We start from the raw sequence: 19,079 nt of genomic DNA, 5'->3' as shown, positions 1-19,079 counted from the left end.
GGAATTAGCAATGGGCGAGGATGCGTGCCACTGCCTCGTGGTCGATGTCTTGGTCTTCGCCTAGGAGCGTGCCTCGCTCTCGGAAGCGACGGACGATCTCTTCACGTAGATCATCCTCGAAGCCACGCTCAGAGAAGCGGGTCTCTAGCCCTAGTGAACGGAAGAAGGCTTCTGTCCTGTCGATGGCCTGAGCGATACGCTCTTCCTCGCTCCCTTCGGTGAGTCCCCAGATACGAGAGGCGTACTGCAGGAGCTTGGCGTGCTTACCCTTGTCGGCCTGCTCTCTGAGTAGGGCGGGTAGGACGATGACGAGTGTATGCCCGTGGGTCAGTCCCGTGAGTGCTGTGATCTCATGACCTATGCGATGGGTCGCCCAGTCCTGTGTCACGCCCATGGAGATGAAGCCATTGAGCGCCATCGTCGCAGAGAGCATGAAGGTAGCACGTGCCTCATAGTCGGCAGGCTGTGCCTTGATCTTGTCTGCCTCTTCGATGAGGGTGAGTAGGATGCCTTCTGCCCAGCGATCCATCAGAGGACTCTCGCCGGCACGGGTCAGATACTGCTCTACTACGTGGACGAAGCTATCGGCGATACCGCATGCGATCTGGTAGTCGGGCAGGGAGAAGGTATAGGTGGGATCGAGGATGGAGAAGCGTGGGTATTCGTTGTAGAAGCCGAACTTCTCATGCGTCGCTTCACAGGAGATCACCGCCCCACGGTTCATCTCTGAGCCGGTAGCAGGGATGGTGAGTACCGTACCTAGAGGTAGGGTCTGGACACTACGATCCGCCCCACGAAGTACGAGGTCCCAAGCGTCACGCTCCGAGGGGATGGCATTGACGATGAGCTTGCTGGCGTCTAGTACGCTACCTCCGCCTACTGCTAGGACGAAGGTGACACGCTCCTGCTTCCCTAGGGCAATAGCCTTGCGTAGGGTCTCTACCTTGGGGTTAGGCTCGATGCCCCAGAACTCTACGGTCTGGAAGCCTTGGAGCTGAGCGGTGACAGCCTCGTAGACGCCATTACGCTTGACACTGCCTCCTCCGAAGGTGAGGAGGATCTTAGCACCGGAGGGAAGGAGCTTGGGGAGCTCTAGGATGCTGTCCCGACCAAAGACAAGCTTGGTAGGATTATGGAAGGTGAAGTTGTTCATAGGGCTTTACTTGTCTGATGGACTTTGTTTGGGTGAAGGGATACGATAGACTTGGGAGTGGATCTCCTGCTGGATACGGAGGAAGTCCTCCTCCTGCAGGCTACGATTAGCCAGTAAGTGTAGGTCCACCCAAGGGAGATCTTCCCCATAGGGAGGCTGGCGGTAGGCGAAGGGTTGGACGGTGAGTCCAAAGCGGGCATAGAAGCCGAGGCGTCGCTCTGCCATGGGCGAATAGCCGGCAGGTTCGGCTTCGAGGACGATAGGGTATTCATCGTCGTAGAGCTGCCCTAGACGCTGGAGCACCTTAGTCCCTAGGCCTTGGCCTCGTCGCTGGGGATCGATGACGAGGTACTCGAAGTAGTGCGACGAAGGTAGCTCCCATCCCACGACGAAGCCTACTGTCTCGCCGTCGGAGAGGATGAGCTGAGCTACATGCTCACAGCGCTCCAGACCAAAGAGTTGTGCCCAAGGGCGACGCTCCTCAGGCGGGAAGGCATCCTCATAGATCTGACGTAGATGTACGGGAGGCTCCTGCCCCCATGGGATGGGGTATAGCTCGATGAAGGACATAGCGGATCAGCGGGAGTAGCGACGTGGATAGCGTAGGAGGATGGAGAGGAGCGCACAGAGGCCCATGATGAAGGGATAGTAGAGGTTCGGGATGATATCTATAGGAGATACACCGGCGAGCTTCGAGGCAAGGAGGAGCTGTGCGCCGTAGGGGATGAGTCCCTGGATGAAGCAGGAGAAGGTGTCGAGCATCGAGGCAGTCTTGCGTGGGTCGAGGCCGTACTTCTCGGTGATCTCTCGGGAGACCTTGCCTGTGGTGAGGATAGCGATGGTGTTATTGGCTGTGCAGAGGTTAGCTATGGAGACGAGGGCGGCGATGGTGAGTTCGGCTCCACGCTTACCACTGATCCCTCGGGAGAGGTGACGCAGGAGGTAATTGATCCCCCCGTTGAAGCGGATCAGCTCCAGCATCCCTCCTGCTAGCAGAGTGACGATGATCAGTTCGCCCATCCCTGTGATACCTGTGCCTAGCGAACCGACCCAGTCCCATACGGGAAGTACGCCCGTACCGATACCGACGATCCCGCAGGAGAGTATACCGATCAGTAGGACGAGGAGCACGTTCATCCCAGCGATAGCGCAGATGATGACCAGCAGATAGGGTAGCATGAGGAGGAAGTCTCCTGCATGATGATCGGTGGCGCTCGGTAGCTCAAGCCCTTGGTATAGATAGATACCTAGGGCGATGAGTGCAGCGGGCAGGACGATCAGGATGTTCACTTTGAACTTGTCCTGCATACTACAGCCCTGTGTGCGGGTAGCTGCGATGGTGGTGTCGGAGATGAACGAGAGGTTGTCCCCGAAGAAGGCGCCACCTGTGATCACCGCAGTGATGTAGGCTGCAGGCAGTCCGATGATCTCACCGATCCCCAGCGCAATGGGTACTAGGGCCACCACCGTACCGACGCTCGTACCGATGGAGAGCGAGATGAAGCAGGAAGCGATGAATAGTCCGGGGAGGAGGAAGCTCGAGGGAAGGAGGCTCAGGATCACATTGACCGTCGCATCGATAGCGCCCATACTTTTGGCTCCTGTAGCGAAGGCTCCTGCGAGGATGAAGATCCATATCATCAGCAGGATGTTGTGGTCAGCTGCTCCCCGAGAGAACTGTCGTATGCGATCCTCGAGCTTGATGCCTCGGGTGATAGCTATGGCGAAGGCCGAGGCGACAGCAAAGGCCACCGTGATGGGCATGCGGTAGAAGTCCCCCGATACGATCGAGGTCACGAGGTAGGTGATGAGGAAGACTAGAAGGGGACTAAGACCGAACCAGCCCCAGACGCGTGGTGAATAGGTAGAGGTTGCTTGCATCGCGTGGTCGAAATAGAGGGTAAAGGATCTGAATGAAGATGCTGTACAAATCCCTTGCACAGTGGCGCAAAGGTACACAAACTATTCCGACCATCGGGGGCTAAGACCGAACAGCCTCCACCATACCTAAGAGATATAGTGGAGGCTGTCCAGTCCCTCCAGCAGGAGAAGCTGGAGAGGAGGTGAGGTGCTTAGTCCAGAGCGCTCATGATGCCGAGGAGCGCCTTGAGGGCATTGTCCTTGGTGTCGAGCTTCAGATGGAGCTCGGTCTCGAAGCCATTGGAGGAGAAGGATAGGCTCTGGAGCTTACGGAGCTGCTTCATACTCTCTTCGCCGATGAACATCTGGATCATGTCCTGCGTAGGAGAGGTGTTGAAGATCGTCTTGAAGTCTATAAGGGAGAAGGCGTGCGTCCCCTTGAGCTGAGCATAATCCCTGTGCTTGGAGAAGTCTTCGCTTACAGGCTGTAGGATCTTGCTCTTCATGTCTTTGCTGATGGTGAAGTAGCTCACTCCGTCACGGTACCCGAAGTAGATGGATGGAGAATACGGTATAGAGACCTCATAGCAGTGGTTGCCTTCGTCGACGAGCTTCTTCGAAGGGTATTCGCTACCTTCAGCTCCTTTCTTCTTCACCGATTCACTGATCTTGCGGGAGACGAGGTCTACGAGCGACGCATCCTTCGTCTGGAGGTAAGCCACGAATCCATAGTCATTGCTTGCTACGTCCACCTTAGAGAAGGAGCAAGCTAACTCTCTGCCGAGGGTGGTGACGATCGCCGCTAGGTCGATGCCTTCGGTCTTGGACTCTTCGAGGAGCTTAGCGAACTCAGAGTTGGAGGCATAGTGGTTGAGTACGGCCTGCAGATCCACGTGAGCTGCTCCTGTCACGTAGGCTTGTGCGGGGAGGTACTTGATGAGGGCGCCTGAGATAGCCTCGGGAGAGACCTTCTCAGAGAGCTCCTTCATATACTTGATCTGATCCTTGTCCTCAGAGGTGTAGACCATCTTACCACTGATCTCCCCCTTCTCGAAGGAGAGCGAGAGTAGAGCACTGATCTTCTCCATGTCGATCTTGCCATAGCGTGGATTCTTGCCCAGAGCCTCCAAGAGTGGTGGCATCGGGAGTCCTTCGGTCTTCGCTAGGCGAGTAGGGGAGAAGAAGGCACGGATGTCTCCTCCCTGAGCCTCTAGGTCTCTAAAGTAGGAGGAGCGGACGAAGCTCTTATCTTCCCCCTGGGTCAGATACTCCTTGATGAGCTTCTTGGCATCAGCGATGGTCCCTTCTTCGGTGTGGAGGGTGATGAAGGCCTTTTTGCTGAAGGCACAGATGGAGATGTCTGCGGGCACTTCGTAGGTCGTCGTGTCTTGCTCCTCTGCGGGAAGGTCGGGATCTTGCTCGTAGCGCTCCCTGTGAGCTTCGGAGGAGCTAGGGCTGATGCTGAAGAAGATCCCATCCTCTTGCTTGATCTCGTGCTTGGTATCACCATCGAAGCTATAGAGCTTGGAGAGGAAGTCCTTGACCTTCGCTTCGTCCTTGACTCGGGCCACTAGAGCCCAGGAGACTCGGGGGCTGGAGAAGCCATAGACGGGGCTCGTGAGATCAAGTCCTGTCTTGGAGGGAGACTCCATCGTCTCCTTGAAGAACTTCTCCTCCTCATCGGTGGAGCCCATGCTGGAGACGAGCTTCTCACGTAGGAGCTTGTTCTCCTTGGAGGTGACGTCAGCCTTCTTAGCGAGCGACTCGAGCTCGAGGGCGACGACTACGGAGGCATCGGAGGGGATCACACGCTGATACTCCTTGTCCTTGCTACAGCTAGCGAGCCCTAGGGTGAGGGCTAGGAGGCTGAGGAGATAGTGTTGGAATCGTTTCATTGTCGTGCTTATGTGTGTGATGTGTGAGACGATTAGACGGGGTAGGACTTACCCTCTAAGCTGTGCAGTCTGGGGCGGGAGGAGGATGAGGCTACCTACATCTAGATTACCGAGGTAAAGGTAGCGAATCTTTGGGTATCTCCTAAGCCTCTATCTGAGCGGGCTCTGAGACCCCTCAAAAACGACCTACAGTAGGTTTTTTTCGGGGGTAGGCTAGAGGCTTATTTTCCCCACTGTAGCGCCCCGCTCAGTCGCCTCGATTTTTCCTGGGGTTTGTCTGGGTAGACCCTAGGGCGAATGAAGCGAGCAAAAACTGTATCTTTGTCGTGTAACTTGGGTGGGGTATTGAGCATCATCTGCTCCTTCCCCTAAGGAAGGGATACACCATCCCGCCCCGCCTTTACCGATCTATAGATATTAAGCGAATAGTGGAAACAAAGTACATCTTCGTCACGGGGGGCGTAGTCTCCTCCTTGGGCAAGGGGATCGTAGCAGCCTCCCTCGGTAAGCTCCTCCAAGCACGTGGCTACAGCGTCACGATTCAGAAGTTCGACCCCTACATCAACATCGACCCAGGCACGCTGAACCCCTACGAGCATGGCGAGTGCTATGTCACCGATGATGGGCACGAAGCTGACCTTGACCTAGGCCACTATGAGCGCTTCCTCGATATAGCTACGTCTCGAGCGAATAACATCACTACGGGGCGCATCTACCAGAACGTCATCCGCAAGGAGCGCAAGGGCGACTACCTCGGCAAGACCGTACAGGTCATCCCCCACATCACCGATGAGATCAAGCGCAATGTCAAGCTCCTTGGTCTGAAGAAGCAGTATGACTTCGTCATCACCGAGATCGGTGGTACCGTCGGGGACATCGAGTCCCTTCCCTTCCTAGAGAGTGTACGTCAGCTCAAGTGGGAGCTGGGGCAGAACTGCCTCTGCGTACATCTGACCTACGTCCCCTACATCGCTGCTGCAGGCGAGGTGAAGACTAAGCCTACCCAGCACTCTGTCAAGCAACTTCAGGAGGTAGGTATCCAGCCCGACATCCTCGTACTACGCACCGAGCACAGCCTCAGTGCAGATATCCTGAGGAAGGTAGCCCTCTTCTGTAATGTCTCGGCCGAATCGGTCGTACAGAGCGTAGACGTCCCCACGATCTATCAGGTCCCCTTAGCGCTTGGTGAGCAACACCTCGATGAGATCGTCCTCAAGAAGTGCGGGCTTACGCCAGGGGCTTCACCCGAACTGAAGGAATGGAAGCACTTCCTCGCCCTTCGTGAAGAGGCTAAGGAAGAAGTGACCATCGCCCTGGTCGGTAAGTACGTCGAGCTTCAGGACGCCTACAAGTCCATCGACGAGGCCCTACTCCAAGCCGCTACCTACAACGGACGCAAGCTCCGCCTGATCTCCGTCCATAGTGAGAAGGTCAACGAAGACAATGTCGCTGAGCTCCTCGCTGGCGTCGATGGGGTAGTCGTCGCCCCGGGCTTCGGCTCTCGAGGGATCGATGGTAAGTTCGTCGCCCTCCGCTATACTCGTGAGCACGGGATCCCCACGCTAGGTATCTGTCTCGGGATGCAGTGCATGGTCATCGAGTTCGCCCGCAATGTGCTGGGCTGGCATGATGCCCATACGACCGAGATCGACCCCACGACGACGCACAAGGTCGTCGACCTGATGGAGGAGCAGAAGAGTATCTCCGACCTCGGAGGATCGATGCGCCTCGGAGGCTACGACTGTATCCTTCGCCCAGGATCCAAGATCGCTGCTGCCTACGGCTCCGACTTCATCAGGGAGCGTCACCGCCACCGCTTTGAGTTCAATAGCCAGTATAGGGAGAACTACGAGCAGGCAGGTATGCTCTGCGCCGGCGAGAATCCCGATACCGGGCTCGTCGAGACTGTCGAGCTTCGTGACCACCGCTGGTACGTGGGTGTCCAGTATCACCCTGAGTACCGAAGCACGGTGCTTCACCCCAGTCCGCTCTTCATGGCCTTCGTGAAGGAGGCTATTTCCTACGGCAGAGAGAACCGCGACTAACAGAAAGCCGTTATTTACTTATACGTAGCCTCTCAGCCCCCGACGATAGCGGGAGCGCATGTAGAGGTATAGCCTAGATTAATGGATAAGAATACGCTTATTGGTGCCTTGCTCATAGGTGCCGTACTTATTGGGTTTACTTGGTTCAGCAAGCCTGATCCTACGCAGTCCCCAGCTCCTTCCCCCCAAGACACGACTCAGCTGGTCACCCAGGCTCTTGCTCCCGCAGCTGGTGCCACTGTGGCCGACAGCGCTAGCCTAGATAGCCTAGGTGCGCCCGTCCTGCCTCCTTACCTACAGCCTGCCCAGGAGCGCATCGTCGAGCTGAAGAATGAGAAGCTCTCGGTGAAGCTCTCCACGAAGGGTGGTGCTCCCGTGGAAGCCGTCCTAGCTGATTACCTCGATCAGTCTAAGAAGCCCGTCCACCTCTTCCGCAAGGGAGATGCTCGTCTTGACCTGCCCCTGCGCACTCTAGAGAATAGGCTCGTCAGCACGGCAGATGCCAACTTCTCCGTCGTCGAGTCTACCGACTCTACGGCTGTGCTCCGTATGCAGATAGACGACGTGGCTTACCTCGACTACGCCTACAAGCTACGCCCAGCAGACTACCGAGTAGACCTCGTGATCCGTGGGCATGAGCTCCGTCGCTTCCTCCCCGTCAATATCGCTCTACAGGATATCGAGTGGACACAGCGCATCCCTCAGCAGGAGCAGTCGTGGAAGTTCGAAGGTCAGTACAGCGGTGTCTACTACCACTTCCCCCAGGGGGATGTCGATCGCCTAGAGACGACCAGCGAATCCAGCGAAGATGTCCAGGAGACCCTCCGCTGGGTAGCCTTCAAGGATAAGTACTTCAGCTCGGCACTCATTGCCTCTGCTACGGGCTTCAAGGACAATAAGCTCAGCATCAAGGCTGCGAAGGAAGGCAGTGGCTACGTGCGTGACTGCTCCTTCAAGGGTACCTTCCCCATCTCCATCAAGGAGACGGAGACCGTCCTGCCCTTCACCTTCTTCTTCGGCCCGAATGACTACGATCTCCTTCGTAGCTACGACGCTGGAGTCAGCAAGGAAGAAGCCCTGCATCTCGACCCCCTCGTCTATCTCGGGATGAGCGTCTTCCGCTGGATCAACCAGTACCTCATCATCCCGATCGTCACCTTCCTCTCAGGCTTCCTCTCCAACTGGGGGATCATCATCCTGCTGATGACCCTAGCGATCAAGATGCTCCTCTGGCCCTTCACCTACAAGAGCTACATGTCGCAGGCTAAGATGCGCGTCCTTCGCCCTCAGATCGAGGCGATCAACGCTAAGTACCCCGGCAAGGAGCAGGATCAGATGATGAAGCGCCAGACAGAGACGATGAATCTCTACCGCTCTGCTGGAGCCAGCCCCATGAGTGGCTGTCTGCCTATGCTCCTGCAGATGCCCTTCCTCATCGCCCTGTATATGTACTTCCCGACCTCGATCCTCCTTCGTGGTCAGGGCTTCCTCTGGGCAGATGACCTCTCTACGTATGACGCCATCATCTCGTGGAACTACGATATCCCCCTCGTCTCGTCCTTCCTCGGCAATCACCTCAGTCTCTTCTGTGTGCTGATGACGGTGACGAACATCATCTACACCCGCTACACGATGAACCAGACGCCTTCGGGTGAAGGAATGGCAGGGATGAAGATGATGCCCTACATCATGGCGATCATGTTCTTCTTCATGTTCAACCAGAACGCTTCGGGTCTGAGCTACTACTACTTCGTATCTACGCTGATCACGATCGTACAGTACCTGGCCTTCCGCTGGACGCTCAACGAGGACAAGCTCCTCTCCCAGCTCGAAGCCAACAAGCAGAAGCCCCGCAAGAAGTCCAAGTGGATGCAGCGCCTCGAGGAAGCTCAGCGCCTCCAGCAGGAGCAGCAGCGTAAGGCTCAGAAGAAGCAAGGTCGTCGCTAGTAGTAAGCCCTAGCGAACGATCGTACCCCACAAAGGAAGATGCGCATGTTTTCTCGAGAAGATGCGCATCTTTCGTTTTTCCTCTCTAGCTCCCTCTATTATTCAGAATAAATGGAACCCCTCAAGCATGAATGTGGCGTAGCGATGATACGCCTGCGTAAGCCCCTCGCTTACTACCAAGAGAAGTATGGCACCTGGATGTACGGGCTCAACAAGCTCTACCTGCTCATGGAGAAGCAGCACAACCGTGGTCAGGAAGGTGCTGGCCTAGCCGTCGTCAAGCTCCACAGTGCGCCGGGCGACGAATATCTCTTCCGTGAGCGTGCTGAGGGGGCTTCGGCCATACAAGAGATCTTCAACTCGGTCTACGCCTCCTTCGCCGACGTCCCTCAGGAGAAGCTCGCCGACGCTGCTTACGCTGAGCGCTACCTGCCGTTTGCTGGCTCGTGCCTCATGGGGCACCTGCGCTATAGTACCACGGGGCGCAGTGGCTTGACCTTCGTGCATCCGATGATTCGCCGGAGTAACTGGCGGGCCAAGTGCCTATCGATCTGTGGGAACTTCAACCTGACGAACGTGACCAACGTCTTCGAGGCGATCACGTCCGTCGGGCAGCATCCCCGCCACGTCTCCGACATGCACATCCTCCTAGAGCAACTCGGGCACCGACTCGACCGTGAAGTGGAGCGTCTCTTCGTCGAGAGCCGAGCGCAAGGGCTCGAAGGCATGGATATCACGCACTACATCGAGGAGCGCATCGATCTGGCGAATGTCTTGCGTCAGTCGGCTCCGCTCTGGGATGGGGGCTTCGTCATGTGTGGGGAGACGGGCAGTGGCGAGAGCTACGCCATGCGTGATCCGCACGGCATCCGTCCCGCCTTCTATTATATAGATGACGAAGTCGTCGTCCTTGCCTCGGAGCGCCCCGTCATCCAGACGGTGATGAATGTCCCCGCAGAGCAGATCACCGAGCTCCTTCCCGGTCAAGCGCTCCTGGTCAACCGCGCTGCCGAAGTGCGCACCGAGCAGATCGTTGCCCCGAAGAAGAACGAGGCCTGTAGCTTCGAGCGCATCTACTTCTCCCGAGGCAGCGACGCCGATATCTACCGGGAGCGAAAGGCACTCGGCGAGCAACTCACCCCTGCCATCCTGCGTGCCATCGGCGGGGATCTCGAGCACACCGTCTTCTCCTTCATCCCCAATACCGCCGAGGTCGCTTACTACGGCATGGTCGAGGGCATGGACAAGCACCTGACGGAGGAGAAGCTTCGTCGCCTCCTTTCGAAGGCCGATCACACGGAGGCCGAACTGCGCTCCATCCTCTCGGCGCACGTTCGCACCGAGAAGGTAGCGATCAAGGACATCAAGCTCCGCACCTTCATCTCCGAGGGCAAGAGCCGCAATGAGCTCGCCGCCCACGTCTACGACATCACCTACGGCACGGTCGTCCCCGGCGTGGACAATCTCGTCGTCATCGACGACAGCATCGTCCGAGGCACGACCCTTCGGCAGAGCATCATCGGCATCCTCGACCGCCTCGGGCCGAAGAAGATCGTCGTCGTCTCCAGTTGCCCGCAGGTCCGCTACCCCGACTACTACGGCATCGACATGAGTCGCATGAAGGAGTTCATCGCCTTCCGTGCAGCCATTGCTTTGATCGAGGAGCGGGGCATGCAAGCCCTCCTCGAGGAGCAATATCAGAAGGCGCGCGAACTGGAGAGCGTCTCGCACAACGAGCACGTCGAAAACGTGGTCAAAGCCATCTACGCCCCCTTCTCCCCGGAAGAGATCTCCCGCAAGATGGTCGAGCTCCTTCGCCCCGTCGGCACCCGTGCTGAGGTAGAGCTGGTCTTCCAGAGCATCGAAGGCCTTCATCAGGCCATCCCTGGCCACCCCGGCGACTGGTACTTCAGCGGCGATTACCCCACGGCCGGGGGCTCGCACCTAGTGAACAAGGCCTTCATCGACTACATCGAGCAGGACTACCGCAAGTAGGGAGAAGGCTTCCTGCTTGCCCTCCAAACCTAGGCGTCCCCGCTAAGCTCCGACGAGCTTAGCGGGGACGTTTCGTTTGTGGAGTAGGGGAGGAAGGCCTGGTTGCCTACCTGCCTGAGCCCTCTCCGAAGCGGGAGAGAATGCCTCCTTCTCACGCCCCGCATTCCCAGCGGGTTTGCGAGGGGTAAAATTTCCGTATATAAGAAAATTTATTTCCGTATATACGAAAAAATATTTTCGCATATGCGGAAATTTATTTTCGTGCGGAAGGAAATTTCTTTCCTTCCGCACGGCGTAAAATTTCCGTTCGGAAGACGCCCAAATTTCCTTCCGCAAGAAAATTTATTTCCTTGCGGAAGAAAAAATATTTTCTTGCGGAAGGAAATTTTCTTCTGTGCGCACGAAAATTTTGCGCCGTGCGGAAGGCGAAAAATCGACGTTCGAAGGGGGCGAAATTTTCTTACGTAAGAAAATTTTCTTCCGTGCGCACGGAAATTTTGCGCCTTCGGCAGAGCCTTTCTTTTCCTTGGAGAAGGAGGGGAATTCGGAAGGGGAAGGCGCCTTCTTCGGGAGGGGAGAAGGAGAGGATTTCTTGGGGGAATTTGGAAGATTGGGTGCGGAAGAAATATCTTTGCAGTGCGATTACCTATGGAAGGTGGTTGCCTTCGCCTTACATAGGTGATCGAAGATTTGACTGCTTGGGGAGCCTTCCACCTCCCCCTAAGACCGAAGAAATTATGATGACCCTTGAGATCAAAAGCAAGGTGTCCAAGCAAGGACGCCGAGCTGGTCAAACACTCTACTACGCTTACCCGACCAAGCGCGAGAAGCTCGATATCCATCAGGTCGTCGAGCGGATCAGTGGCGTCTGTTCGCTCTCGCCCATTGACGTGGAGTCGGCCCTGAGGGCCTTCGCCGAAGTTGTGTGCACGAGCTTCGAGCAGGGCATAGGCGTCGACCTCGGCGAGATGGGTACCTTGATGCCCTTCGTCCAAGGCAAGCTGATGAATTCGCCCGAGGAAGTCACCGAAGCAAGCCTCCAGCCGGCGAAGATCATCATGCACCCGAAGAAGAATATCCGCCAAGCGCTCGGCCGTATCGCCTGCCAGATCAAGCGGGATGAACCCAAGACTAAATAAAGACCAAGCCAAAGAATGTATCCCTTCCCTATGAAGCGCTCCCGACTCAAGAGCCTCTTGCTCGCGGGGCTTGTCGCCTTCAGCCTCCCCCTCTCCGCCCAAGAGCGCCTCTCGCTGGAGCAATGCCGAGAGCTCGCCAAGACCAATAGCCGTGCCCTCCAGCAGAAGGACGCCGAGCGTGAAAGCGCTCACGCCCGAAGACAGGAGGTATTCACAAAGTTCTTCCCTCAGGTCACAGCCCGAGGCCTCTACCTACACATGCAGAAGGACCTTCGCCTCGTCGACTGGAATCAGCCCCTCGGGTCGCTGAACTTCCTTATCCCCGACCGCCTGCGCTCGCTCGGCACGATCGACCTGAAGAACGTGTGGGTCGCCAACGTCACCGCCATCCAGCCCCTCTTCCTCGGCGGGAAGATCACCACCGGCTACCAAATGGCTGGCCTCGCCGAGAAGCTCCAGAGCGAACTGCGCCATACCACCGAGACCGAGATCGAAACGAAGGTCGATGAGACCTATTGGCAAGTCGTCTCCCTCGACAGCAAGGAGCGCCTCCTTCGGCAGCTCGTGGCGCTACTGGAGCAGACGGTCAAGAACGTCGACGCTTCCATAGCCGCAGGTGTCGCCACGAGGGCCGACGGACTGGCCGTTCGTACCAAGCTGAGTGAAGCCGAGGTCAAGCTGAGTCAAGTGCAGAACGGCCTCCAGCTCTCCAAGATGCTCCTCGGCGATCTCTGCGGGATCGAAGACACCTCCGTCTTCAGCCTCGCCGACGAAGGGGCGCTGGAGCTCGCCCTTCCCGCTCCTTCGAGCGACTTGCCCCGTGAGGACGACCTCGCTTCTGCCGTAGAGCGGAGAAGTGAAGTTCGCTCCCTGCGCCTCGTCGACAGTATCTACGCCAAGCGAGTGCGCCTCGAGTCGGCCGACCTTCTGCCTAAGCTCTATGGCTTCGCTAGCTATTCGGCGACGAATCCAAATAGCTTCAACGGGCCGAAGAAAGAGTTTGGTGGGCAGTATTACCTCGGCGTGATGCTCGAAGTACCTATCTCTGACCTCTTCTCTGGTAGCTTCAAGCGCCGACAAGCTAAGGCCGATCACCGAGTCAAGCAACTCCAGCTCGCCGAAGCCCGCTCCAAGATCACCCTCCAGATGAAGCAGGCTCTGCGCACCGCCGACGACGCCCGCCGTGCTTACTCCACCGCTCTCAAGGCCGTTGAGATGGCTCGGGAGAACATGCGCTACGCCGAAGTTGGCTACAAAGAAGGCGTCATCCCCCTGCTCAACTATACCATGGCGCAGACCGCTTGGATGAGCGCTCAGGACAGCCTCATCGATGCGCAGATCTGCGTCCTCCTCTCCGAAAGTAAACTCAAGAATATCCTCGCCCTATAATAACAATGAGTACAGAACAGACTAAGCAGACTCGCCCCACCCAATCCGCCGAGTCTACCCCCTCAGCTAAGAAAAGTATCATCTTCGGTGTCGGCGTCGTCGTCCTGGCGATGGTGCTCCTTGCCCTCTCCGGATTTATCTTCTTCGGAGAGAAGGAAGATATCATCACCGGCCAAGTAGAGGTAGATGAGATCCGCATCGCAGGGAAAGTCCCAGGGCGTATCACAGAGTTCCTCGTCGAAGAAGGACAGCAGGTACATGCCGGTGACACGCTCGTCCGGATCTATTCTCCCGAAGTGCTTGCCAAGCTTGAGCAGGCAGAGGCAGCGAAGTCTGCCGCACAGGCGCAGAGTCAGAAGGCACAAGCCGGAGCTCGTGCTGAGCAAAAGGAAGGCGCCTATGAGCTTTGGCAGAAGGCTAAGGCTGGGCTAGAAGTCGCCGAGAAGACCTTTGCCCGTGCCGAGACACTCTATAAGGAGGGCGTCCTCCCTGCGCAGAAGTTCGACGAAGCTACGGCACAGCTGAATGCTATGCGTGCTACCGAGCGTGCCGCTCGTAGCCAGTACGACATGGCGCTAAATGGTGCTCAGCGGGAAGATAAGTGGGCAGCCCAAGCCCTCGTAGACCGTGCTTCGGGTGCGGTCTCCGAAGTGGGCGCTTACCTCAAGGAGGCTGCGCTCGTCGCTCCTATTGATGGGTTGGTCGCAGAGATCTATCCCCACCGAGGCGAACTCATCGGTACGGGCGCTCCGATCATGAGCATCGCCGACTACAGCGCCGTGCGGGTGCTCTTCGCCGTACGTGAAGACAAGCTCGCAGGTCTACGTCAGGGCTCGACGCTCCGTGGTACTATCCCCGCCCTTGGCAATAAGCCCATCGAACTCAAGGTAACCAAGATGAAGGACATGGGTAGCTACGCCACGTGGAAGGCTACGAAGCCACGTGACCAGCATGACCTACGTACCTTCGAGATCACGACTCATCCCGCAAAGCCTGTCGAAGGATTGCTCGCTGGGATGACGATCATCTTAGATAAGGGGCAACTCTAATATGCGGGATACTCTCAAGGGAATAGGAGCAGTCGTACGGCGTGAAGTGAGCTATCTCTTCACCCGTCCGATCTATCTCTTTGCCATCATCGGGGCTCCTCTCCTGGTGACCTTCCTCCTGCTCTATATGATGGGCGGTGGGCTACCGACGAATATGCCCGTGGCTGTCGTGGACGAGGATCATAGTTCTGCTTCCCGTGCGCTCATCCGCAACCTAGATGTCTTCCAGAATTCCGAAGTCACCCTCGTGACGTCGAGTATGCCCGAAGCCCTACAAGCGATGCGTCGTGGGCAGGTGTATGGGATCCTGCACATCCCCGCAGGGCTACTGGCGGAGGCCGGTTCGGCACGTCAGCCCAAGCTCCACTATTATACGAATAGCGCTTATTTGATGGCTGGGAGCTTCGTCTTCCGTGATATGAAGATGATCTCCGAGTTAGCTTCGGCGAAGGTCGGGCTACTCACGGGGCAGGCAAAGGGCAAGACTCAGGAAGAGATCATGGCCACCGTACAGCCGATCGTCGTACGCACCGAGGTGATGAGCAATCCTTGGCTGAACTATTCGGCTTATCTGACCACGACCATCCTGCCAGGGATCCTCCAGCTGATGGTCTTCCTCCTCACTTCGTATAGTATCGGGGTAGAGATCAAGCGTGGGACGGCCTCCTCTTGGCTTCGTGTCGCCGATGGTTCGATGGTGAAGGCGCTCCTCGGTAAGCTTCTTCCTCAGACGATTCTCTTTCTCCTGGTCGGCTGGAGCATACAAGCGATCCTCTACGGATGGATGGGTTACCCGCTCCAGTCAGGCTGGCTACCCATGGCGCTCGGGATGCTCTGCATGGTGCTGGCAGCACAGGCCCTCGGGATCTTCTTCATTGCGCTGATCCCTATCCTGAGAATGGGGATGAGCCTAGGTAGTCTCCTTGGGATGCTCTCCTTCTCCATCTCGGGGATGAGCGTGCCCGTGAGCTCGATGATAGCACCGATGCAGGCGCTGGCCTATATCTTCCCTCTTCGCTATTACTATCAGATCGGGATCAGCCAAGCGCTCCTCGGGGCGCCCTTTGCCGAAGCTGTCCCGTACTATATAGCTCTCTTGGCCTTCTGCCTCTTGCCAACTCTGACGCTTCCACGGCTGAAGAAGTACCTCCTCAGTGTAGACTATATCGCTTGATCCATCTATGAATATCTTCCGATCTATCCGTCTTCGTCTGGGAGACCTGTGGCAAGTCTGCGTCTCTGAGTTCCGCAGTATCCTCGCAGATAGTGGATCCATCCTCTTCTTCATTGTCGTCCCCTTCGTCTATCCCTTCCTCTACGCAGCGCTCTACGGAAACGAAGTCGTCCGTGAGGCTCCGCTTGTCGTGATCGACAGAAGTCATTCGGAGATCTCACGGGAATATATCCGCCGTGTTGATGCTTCCCCCGACGTCTTTGTCGTAGCACAAGTAGCGAACGAATCCGAAGCCTACCGCCTCGTAGCAGAAGAACGTGCCTACGGGATCATGATGATCCCCGAGGACTTCAGCCGTCAGATCTATAGCGATCAGCAGGCGCATGTCGACCTGCATACGACCTTCTCGGCGGCGATGTACTACAAGGCGTACGTCCTGACGGCTACGGAAGTGGCCCTGACTATGGGACGTGAGATCGAGGGTAGAAGGCATCACGCTGCTTCGGAGCGGGCGACACGCATCTCCGTGCGCCCGATCGAAAGCGAATGGATAGCTCCCTTCAATCCTCAAGGTGGCTTCCAGGGCTTCCTCCTGCCTGGAGTCTTGGTGCTGATCATCCAGCAGACGCTCCTCATCGGCATATCGATGGTCTCGGGGACACAGCGGGAGCGGGGAGGCTTGGCGTCTCCCTTTCTCCTCATCGACGGGCACTACGCTAGCGTGATGCGTATGCTCCTGGGGAAGGCGCTCTGCTATCTCCATATCTATATGGTATCCTCGCTCTTCGTGCTGGTCATAGCGCCGTGGCTCTTTGGCCTGCCCCAGCTGACGGATCCGCTGACATACTGGCTCCTTCTTCTGCCTCTGCTCTTGGCTTCGGTCTTCTTCTCCTTCTTCTGGAGCTTGATGACCCGCCACCGAGAGAAGGCGATGATCATCTGGGTCTTTACGTCCGTCCCCTTCCTTTTCCTCTCAGGACTCTCGTGGCCTCTATCGGCGATGCCTGCGCCACTACGTGCGCTGGGCTACCTGATCCCGTCGACGCCTGGGGTACAAGCCTTCGTCTCGGTCAGCAGTATGGGCGCACAGCTCCCCGATATCCTGCCCCAATACTTCACGCTGTGGGCACAGGCGCTGGTTTACTTCCTCATCACGTCGCTGGTCTATAGCCGCCTGCTTCGTCGCTCTTAGGAGAAGGACGAGAGCTATTAAGCGGGAGCGACCTGAAGCACATGCTTCGGGTCGCTCCCGCTTCTCTATATCCTCCCGTCCATTTCTATATACCACCGCTCCCGCTTGCATCGTAAGGCGATAATCCATATCTTGCACGCCGGTAGCCTAGGGCGTGCAGGCGCAGTCGATTTGCACTGCCACTACCGAACGATTAGCGATGAAGTAAGTTCTACCTTCTCTATGCAACAGATCACCCTCTCCCAAGTCCTGCCCGAGGTCTTCCGTGAGCGCACCGACCTCGTCTCCGAAGTCTGGCGTCAGGAGCTCAGCTTCGAGCGAGGCCAGCATTACCTGATCGAAGCCTCCTCTGGCGCTGGCAAGTCTTCTCTCTGTAGCTTCCTCTACGGCTGGAGAGGCGATTATCTGGGGCGGATTGCCTTCGACGATAAGGATATTCGCACGCTGACACCTCAGGCGTGGAGCGCACTGCGCTGTCGGTCTATGAGCTTCCTCTTCCAGGAGATGCGACTCTTCGACGAACTGACGGCTTGGGAGAATGTCTGGCTGAAGAACCAGCTCACTGGGCACAAGGACAAGAAGACGCTCGAAAGCTACTTCGAAGCTCTCGGCATAGCGGACAAGCTCCATGCGCCTGCCCGCTTGCTTTCGCTCGGACAGCAACAGCGAGTAGCCGCCATCCGTGCCCTTGCCCAGCCCTTTGACTTCCTGCTCCTCGACGAACCGATAAGCCACCTCGACGAAGCTAATGCCGAGACTCTGGCCCGTCTCATCGAAGACGAAGCCCGCTCCCAAGGGGCGACGGTCCTCACTACCTCTGTCGGGAAGCACCTTCCGCTGAACTATTCCTTCACCTACAAGCTCTAGCCTACGACGATGAATAAGCTCGTGCTCCGCCTGCTGCGAAGACATATCAGCCCGCTCCAATTCCTCGGCTTCTTCCTTGCGAATCTCGTGGGGGTGACGATCATCCTCGTGGGGTGCCAGTTCTACCAAGACGCCATGAGCGTCCTCGGAGCGAAGGACCGCTTCATGAAGGGCGACTACATCATCCTCTCCAAGCAAGTGCGTGGCGGTCTCCTTGGGTCGAAGGGGGCGAATAGCTTCAGCTCCCGGGAGATCGAAGCACTCCAAGCTCAGGGCTTCGCTAAGAAGGTGGCTCGCTTCACGCCGTCGAAGTTCCAAGTCTCCGCAGGGCTCCAGATCGGTCTCGGCGTCTCGACCTACATGTTCTTCGAAGCCGTCCCCGAGGAGTTCCTCGACGTGAAGGCCGAGGACTGGCGCTACGATCCTGCGACGGGCGAAGTGCCGATCATCATTCCCCGCAATTACCTCGGCCTCTACAATTCCGCCTTCGCCCAGAGCCAAGGTCTTCCGCTGATCTCTGAGGCGACGATGAGCAGTCTTCCCCTGAGCCTCGACCTTTCGGGGGTGCGGGAAGAGCTCCACCTACGGGGGCGCATCGTTGGCTTCTCCAATCGACTCAACACGCTCCTGGTGCCCCTGCCCTTCCTTGAGGCGATGAATCGCCGGCTCGCTCCGGGAGAAGAGCCCACGTCTACCCGCCTGATCATGGAGGTGACCAATCCATCCGACCCCGCCATCGCCCTCTACCTCAAGGAGCATCACTACGAGAGCGAAGGCGAGCGCCTAGCTTCGGGGGAATCGATGTACTTCCTTCGCCTGCTCTCTCTGGTAGTCCTTTCGGTCGGCGCCCTGATCTCGGTGCTTTCGATTTACCTACTTCTTCTCTCGATCTACCTACTCCTTCAGAAGAACACCCGCCAGCTGGAGAATCTTCTTCTCTTGGGCTACACGCGTGCTCAGCTCGTCGCTCCCTACGTCTTGGTGACGGTGCTCATGGAAGTGCTTGTCCTGGGGCTTTCGCTTCTCTTGGTCTTCTACGCTCGGAGCTATTACGTCGGGGCGGCGGAGCGCTTGCTCTCGGACGAAGTCGGCGGTACGCTGGTCTACACGCTCGTGATCGGGCTGGGGATCTTCGCCGTGACGAGCCTCTGCAATGCCCTTGCGATCCGTCGCAAGATCCATAGTCTTCGCCTCTTTGCCCGCTAGGGCGAAGGTGCTTCTTCCCCTTCCAGCTCCCTCTTCTTCGCCCACCAAGTCTATTGCAAGGGCAAGCCGTTAAATTTTTGTGCGCATAGAAATTTTCTTCCGTGCGCATGAAAATTTGCCCCTTCCGCAAGGCACGAAATTTCCTTCCGCAAGAAAATATTTTTTCTT

Annotated in this window: 14 protein-coding genes; 10 read left to right on the top strand and 4 right to left on the bottom strand. The window is 57.1% G+C overall.

What is annotated here, in order from left to right; all coding sequences use genetic code 11:
- Positions 1-4 precede the first annotated feature (4 nt).
- The 4 genes from HMPREF1556_RS02890 to HMPREF1556_RS02875 all read right to left on the bottom strand — a co-directional run bounded on the left by HMPREF1556_RS02890 (position 5) and on the right by HMPREF1556_RS02875 (position 4,908).
- Complete coding sequence (locus HMPREF1556_RS02890) at positions 5-1,153, bottom strand: iron-containing alcohol dehydrogenase (RefSeq protein WP_021666733.1); 1,149 nt, start codon at positions 1,151-1,153, stop codon at positions 5-7.
- 6 nt (positions 1,154-1,159) lie between these two features.
- On the bottom strand, positions 1,160-1,723 hold the full coding sequence (locus HMPREF1556_RS02885; protein ID WP_021666732.1) for a GNAT family N-acetyltransferase: 564 nt from the start codon (positions 1,721-1,723) through the stop codon (positions 1,160-1,162).
- Between the two features lie 6 nt (positions 1,724-1,729).
- Positions 1,730-3,034: a Na+/H+ antiporter NhaC family protein gene (locus HMPREF1556_RS02880; RefSeq protein WP_021666731.1), complete on the bottom strand. Its 1,305-nt coding sequence runs from the start codon at positions 3,032-3,034 to the stop codon at positions 1,730-1,732.
- A gap of 191 nt (positions 3,035-3,225) precedes the next feature.
- Positions 3,226-4,908, bottom strand: a complete 1,683-nt coding sequence (locus HMPREF1556_RS02875; RefSeq protein WP_021666729.1) for a DUF4836 family protein — start codon at positions 4,906-4,908, stop codon at positions 3,226-3,228.
- Between the two features lie 425 nt (positions 4,909-5,333).
- Between HMPREF1556_RS02875 and HMPREF1556_RS02870 the strand changes: the two genes are divergently transcribed.
- From HMPREF1556_RS02870 to HMPREF1556_RS02820, 10 genes are all read left to right on the top strand, one after another.
- Entirely contained in the window at positions 5,334-6,953 is a 1,620-nt protein-coding gene (locus tag HMPREF1556_RS02870) for a CTP synthase (RefSeq protein ID WP_044125144.1), read from the top strand.
- 81 nt (positions 6,954-7,034) lie between these two features.
- Positions 7,035-8,900, top strand: coding sequence for a membrane protein insertase YidC (gene yidC / locus HMPREF1556_RS02865; RefSeq protein ID WP_021666727.1), 1,866 nt, complete (start codon positions 7,035-7,037; stop codon positions 8,898-8,900).
- A 111-nt stretch (positions 8,901-9,011) separates the two neighbouring features.
- Entirely contained in the window at positions 9,012-10,895 is a 1,884-nt protein-coding gene (locus HMPREF1556_RS02860) for a glutamine amidotransferase (protein ID WP_021666726.1), read from the top strand.
- A 737-nt stretch (positions 10,896-11,632) separates the two neighbouring features.
- A complete protein-coding gene (locus HMPREF1556_RS02850; RefSeq protein ID WP_021666724.1) occupies positions 11,633-12,034 on the top strand; it encodes an HU family DNA-binding protein in 402 nt (133 codons plus the stop codon).
- A gap of 15 nt (positions 12,035-12,049) precedes the next feature.
- A complete protein-coding gene (locus tag HMPREF1556_RS02845) occupies positions 12,050-13,423 on the top strand; it encodes a TolC family protein (protein ID WP_021666723.1) in 1,374 nt (457 codons plus the stop codon).
- Between the two features lie 5 nt (positions 13,424-13,428).
- Positions 13,429-14,472: an HlyD family secretion protein gene (locus HMPREF1556_RS02840; RefSeq protein ID WP_021666722.1), complete on the top strand. Its 1,044-nt coding sequence runs from the start codon at positions 13,429-13,431 to the stop codon at positions 14,470-14,472.
- A gap of 1 nt (position 14,473) precedes the next feature.
- Complete coding sequence (locus tag HMPREF1556_RS02835) at positions 14,474-15,646, top strand: ABC transporter permease (protein ID WP_021666721.1); 1,173 nt, start codon at positions 14,474-14,476, stop codon at positions 15,644-15,646.
- A 7-nt stretch (positions 15,647-15,653) separates the two neighbouring features.
- Positions 15,654-16,838 carry an ABC transporter permease gene (locus HMPREF1556_RS02830; protein ID WP_021666720.1) on the top strand — a complete coding sequence of 395 codons (1,185 nt, stop codon included), beginning with the start codon at positions 15,654-15,656 and terminating at the stop codon, positions 16,836-16,838.
- Between the two features lie 222 nt (positions 16,839-17,060).
- Entirely contained in the window at positions 17,061-17,705 is a 645-nt protein-coding gene (locus tag HMPREF1556_RS02825) for an ATP-binding cassette domain-containing protein (protein ID WP_021666719.1), read from the top strand.
- Positions 17,706-17,714: 9 nt separating this feature from the next.
- Positions 17,715-18,911 carry a hypothetical protein gene (locus tag HMPREF1556_RS02820; protein ID WP_021666718.1) on the top strand — a complete coding sequence of 399 codons (1,197 nt, stop codon included), beginning with the start codon at positions 17,715-17,717 and terminating at the stop codon, positions 18,909-18,911.
- Positions 18,912-19,079 lie beyond the last annotated feature (168 nt).

The organism is Porphyromonas sp. oral taxon 278 str. W7784 (assembly GCF_000467855.2).
Classification (GTDB): domain Bacteria; phylum Bacteroidota; class Bacteroidia; order Bacteroidales; family Porphyromonadaceae; genus Porphyromonas.
This window is presented reverse-complemented; position numbering and strand designations above follow the sequence as displayed.

Bases quoted from the DNA above. Each gene is read 5' to 3' on its own strand.
- HMPREF1556_RS02830 (WP_021666720.1), top strand. From the start codon at position 15,654: ATGAATATCTTCCGATCTATCCGTCTTCGTCTGGGAGACCTGTGGCAA.
- HMPREF1556_RS02845 (WP_021666723.1), top strand. From the start codon at position 12,050: ATGTATCCCTTCCCTATGAAGCGCTCCCGACTCAAGAGCCTCTTGCTC.
- HMPREF1556_RS02875 (WP_021666729.1), bottom strand. From the start codon at position 4,908: ATGAAACGATTCCAACACTATCTCCTCAGCCTCCTAGCCCTCACCCTA.
- HMPREF1556_RS02850 (WP_021666724.1), top strand. From the start codon at position 11,633: ATGATGACCCTTGAGATCAAAAGCAAGGTGTCCAAGCAAGGACGCCGA.
- HMPREF1556_RS02835 (WP_021666721.1), top strand. From the start codon at position 14,474: ATGCGGGATACTCTCAAGGGAATAGGAGCAGTCGTACGGCGTGAAGTG.
- HMPREF1556_RS02890 (WP_021666733.1), bottom strand. From the start codon at position 1,153: ATGAACAACTTCACCTTCCATAATCCTACCAAGCTTGTCTTTGGTCGG.
- yidC (WP_021666727.1), top strand. From the start codon at position 7,035: ATGGATAAGAATACGCTTATTGGTGCCTTGCTCATAGGTGCCGTACTT.
- HMPREF1556_RS02825 (WP_021666719.1), top strand. From the start codon at position 17,061: ATGCAACAGATCACCCTCTCCCAAGTCCTGCCCGAGGTCTTCCGTGAG.
- HMPREF1556_RS02885 (WP_021666732.1), bottom strand. From the start codon at position 1,723: ATGTCCTTCATCGAGCTATACCCCATCCCATGGGGGCAGGAGCCTCCC.
- HMPREF1556_RS02860 (WP_021666726.1), top strand. From the start codon at position 9,012: ATGGAACCCCTCAAGCATGAATGTGGCGTAGCGATGATACGCCTGCGT.
- HMPREF1556_RS02880 (WP_021666731.1), bottom strand. From the start codon at position 3,034: ATGCAAGCAACCTCTACCTATTCACCACGCGTCTGGGGCTGGTTCGGT.
- HMPREF1556_RS02840 (WP_021666722.1), top strand. From the start codon at position 13,429: ATGAGTACAGAACAGACTAAGCAGACTCGCCCCACCCAATCCGCCGAG.
- HMPREF1556_RS02820 (WP_021666718.1), top strand. From the start codon at position 17,715: ATGAATAAGCTCGTGCTCCGCCTGCTGCGAAGACATATCAGCCCGCTC.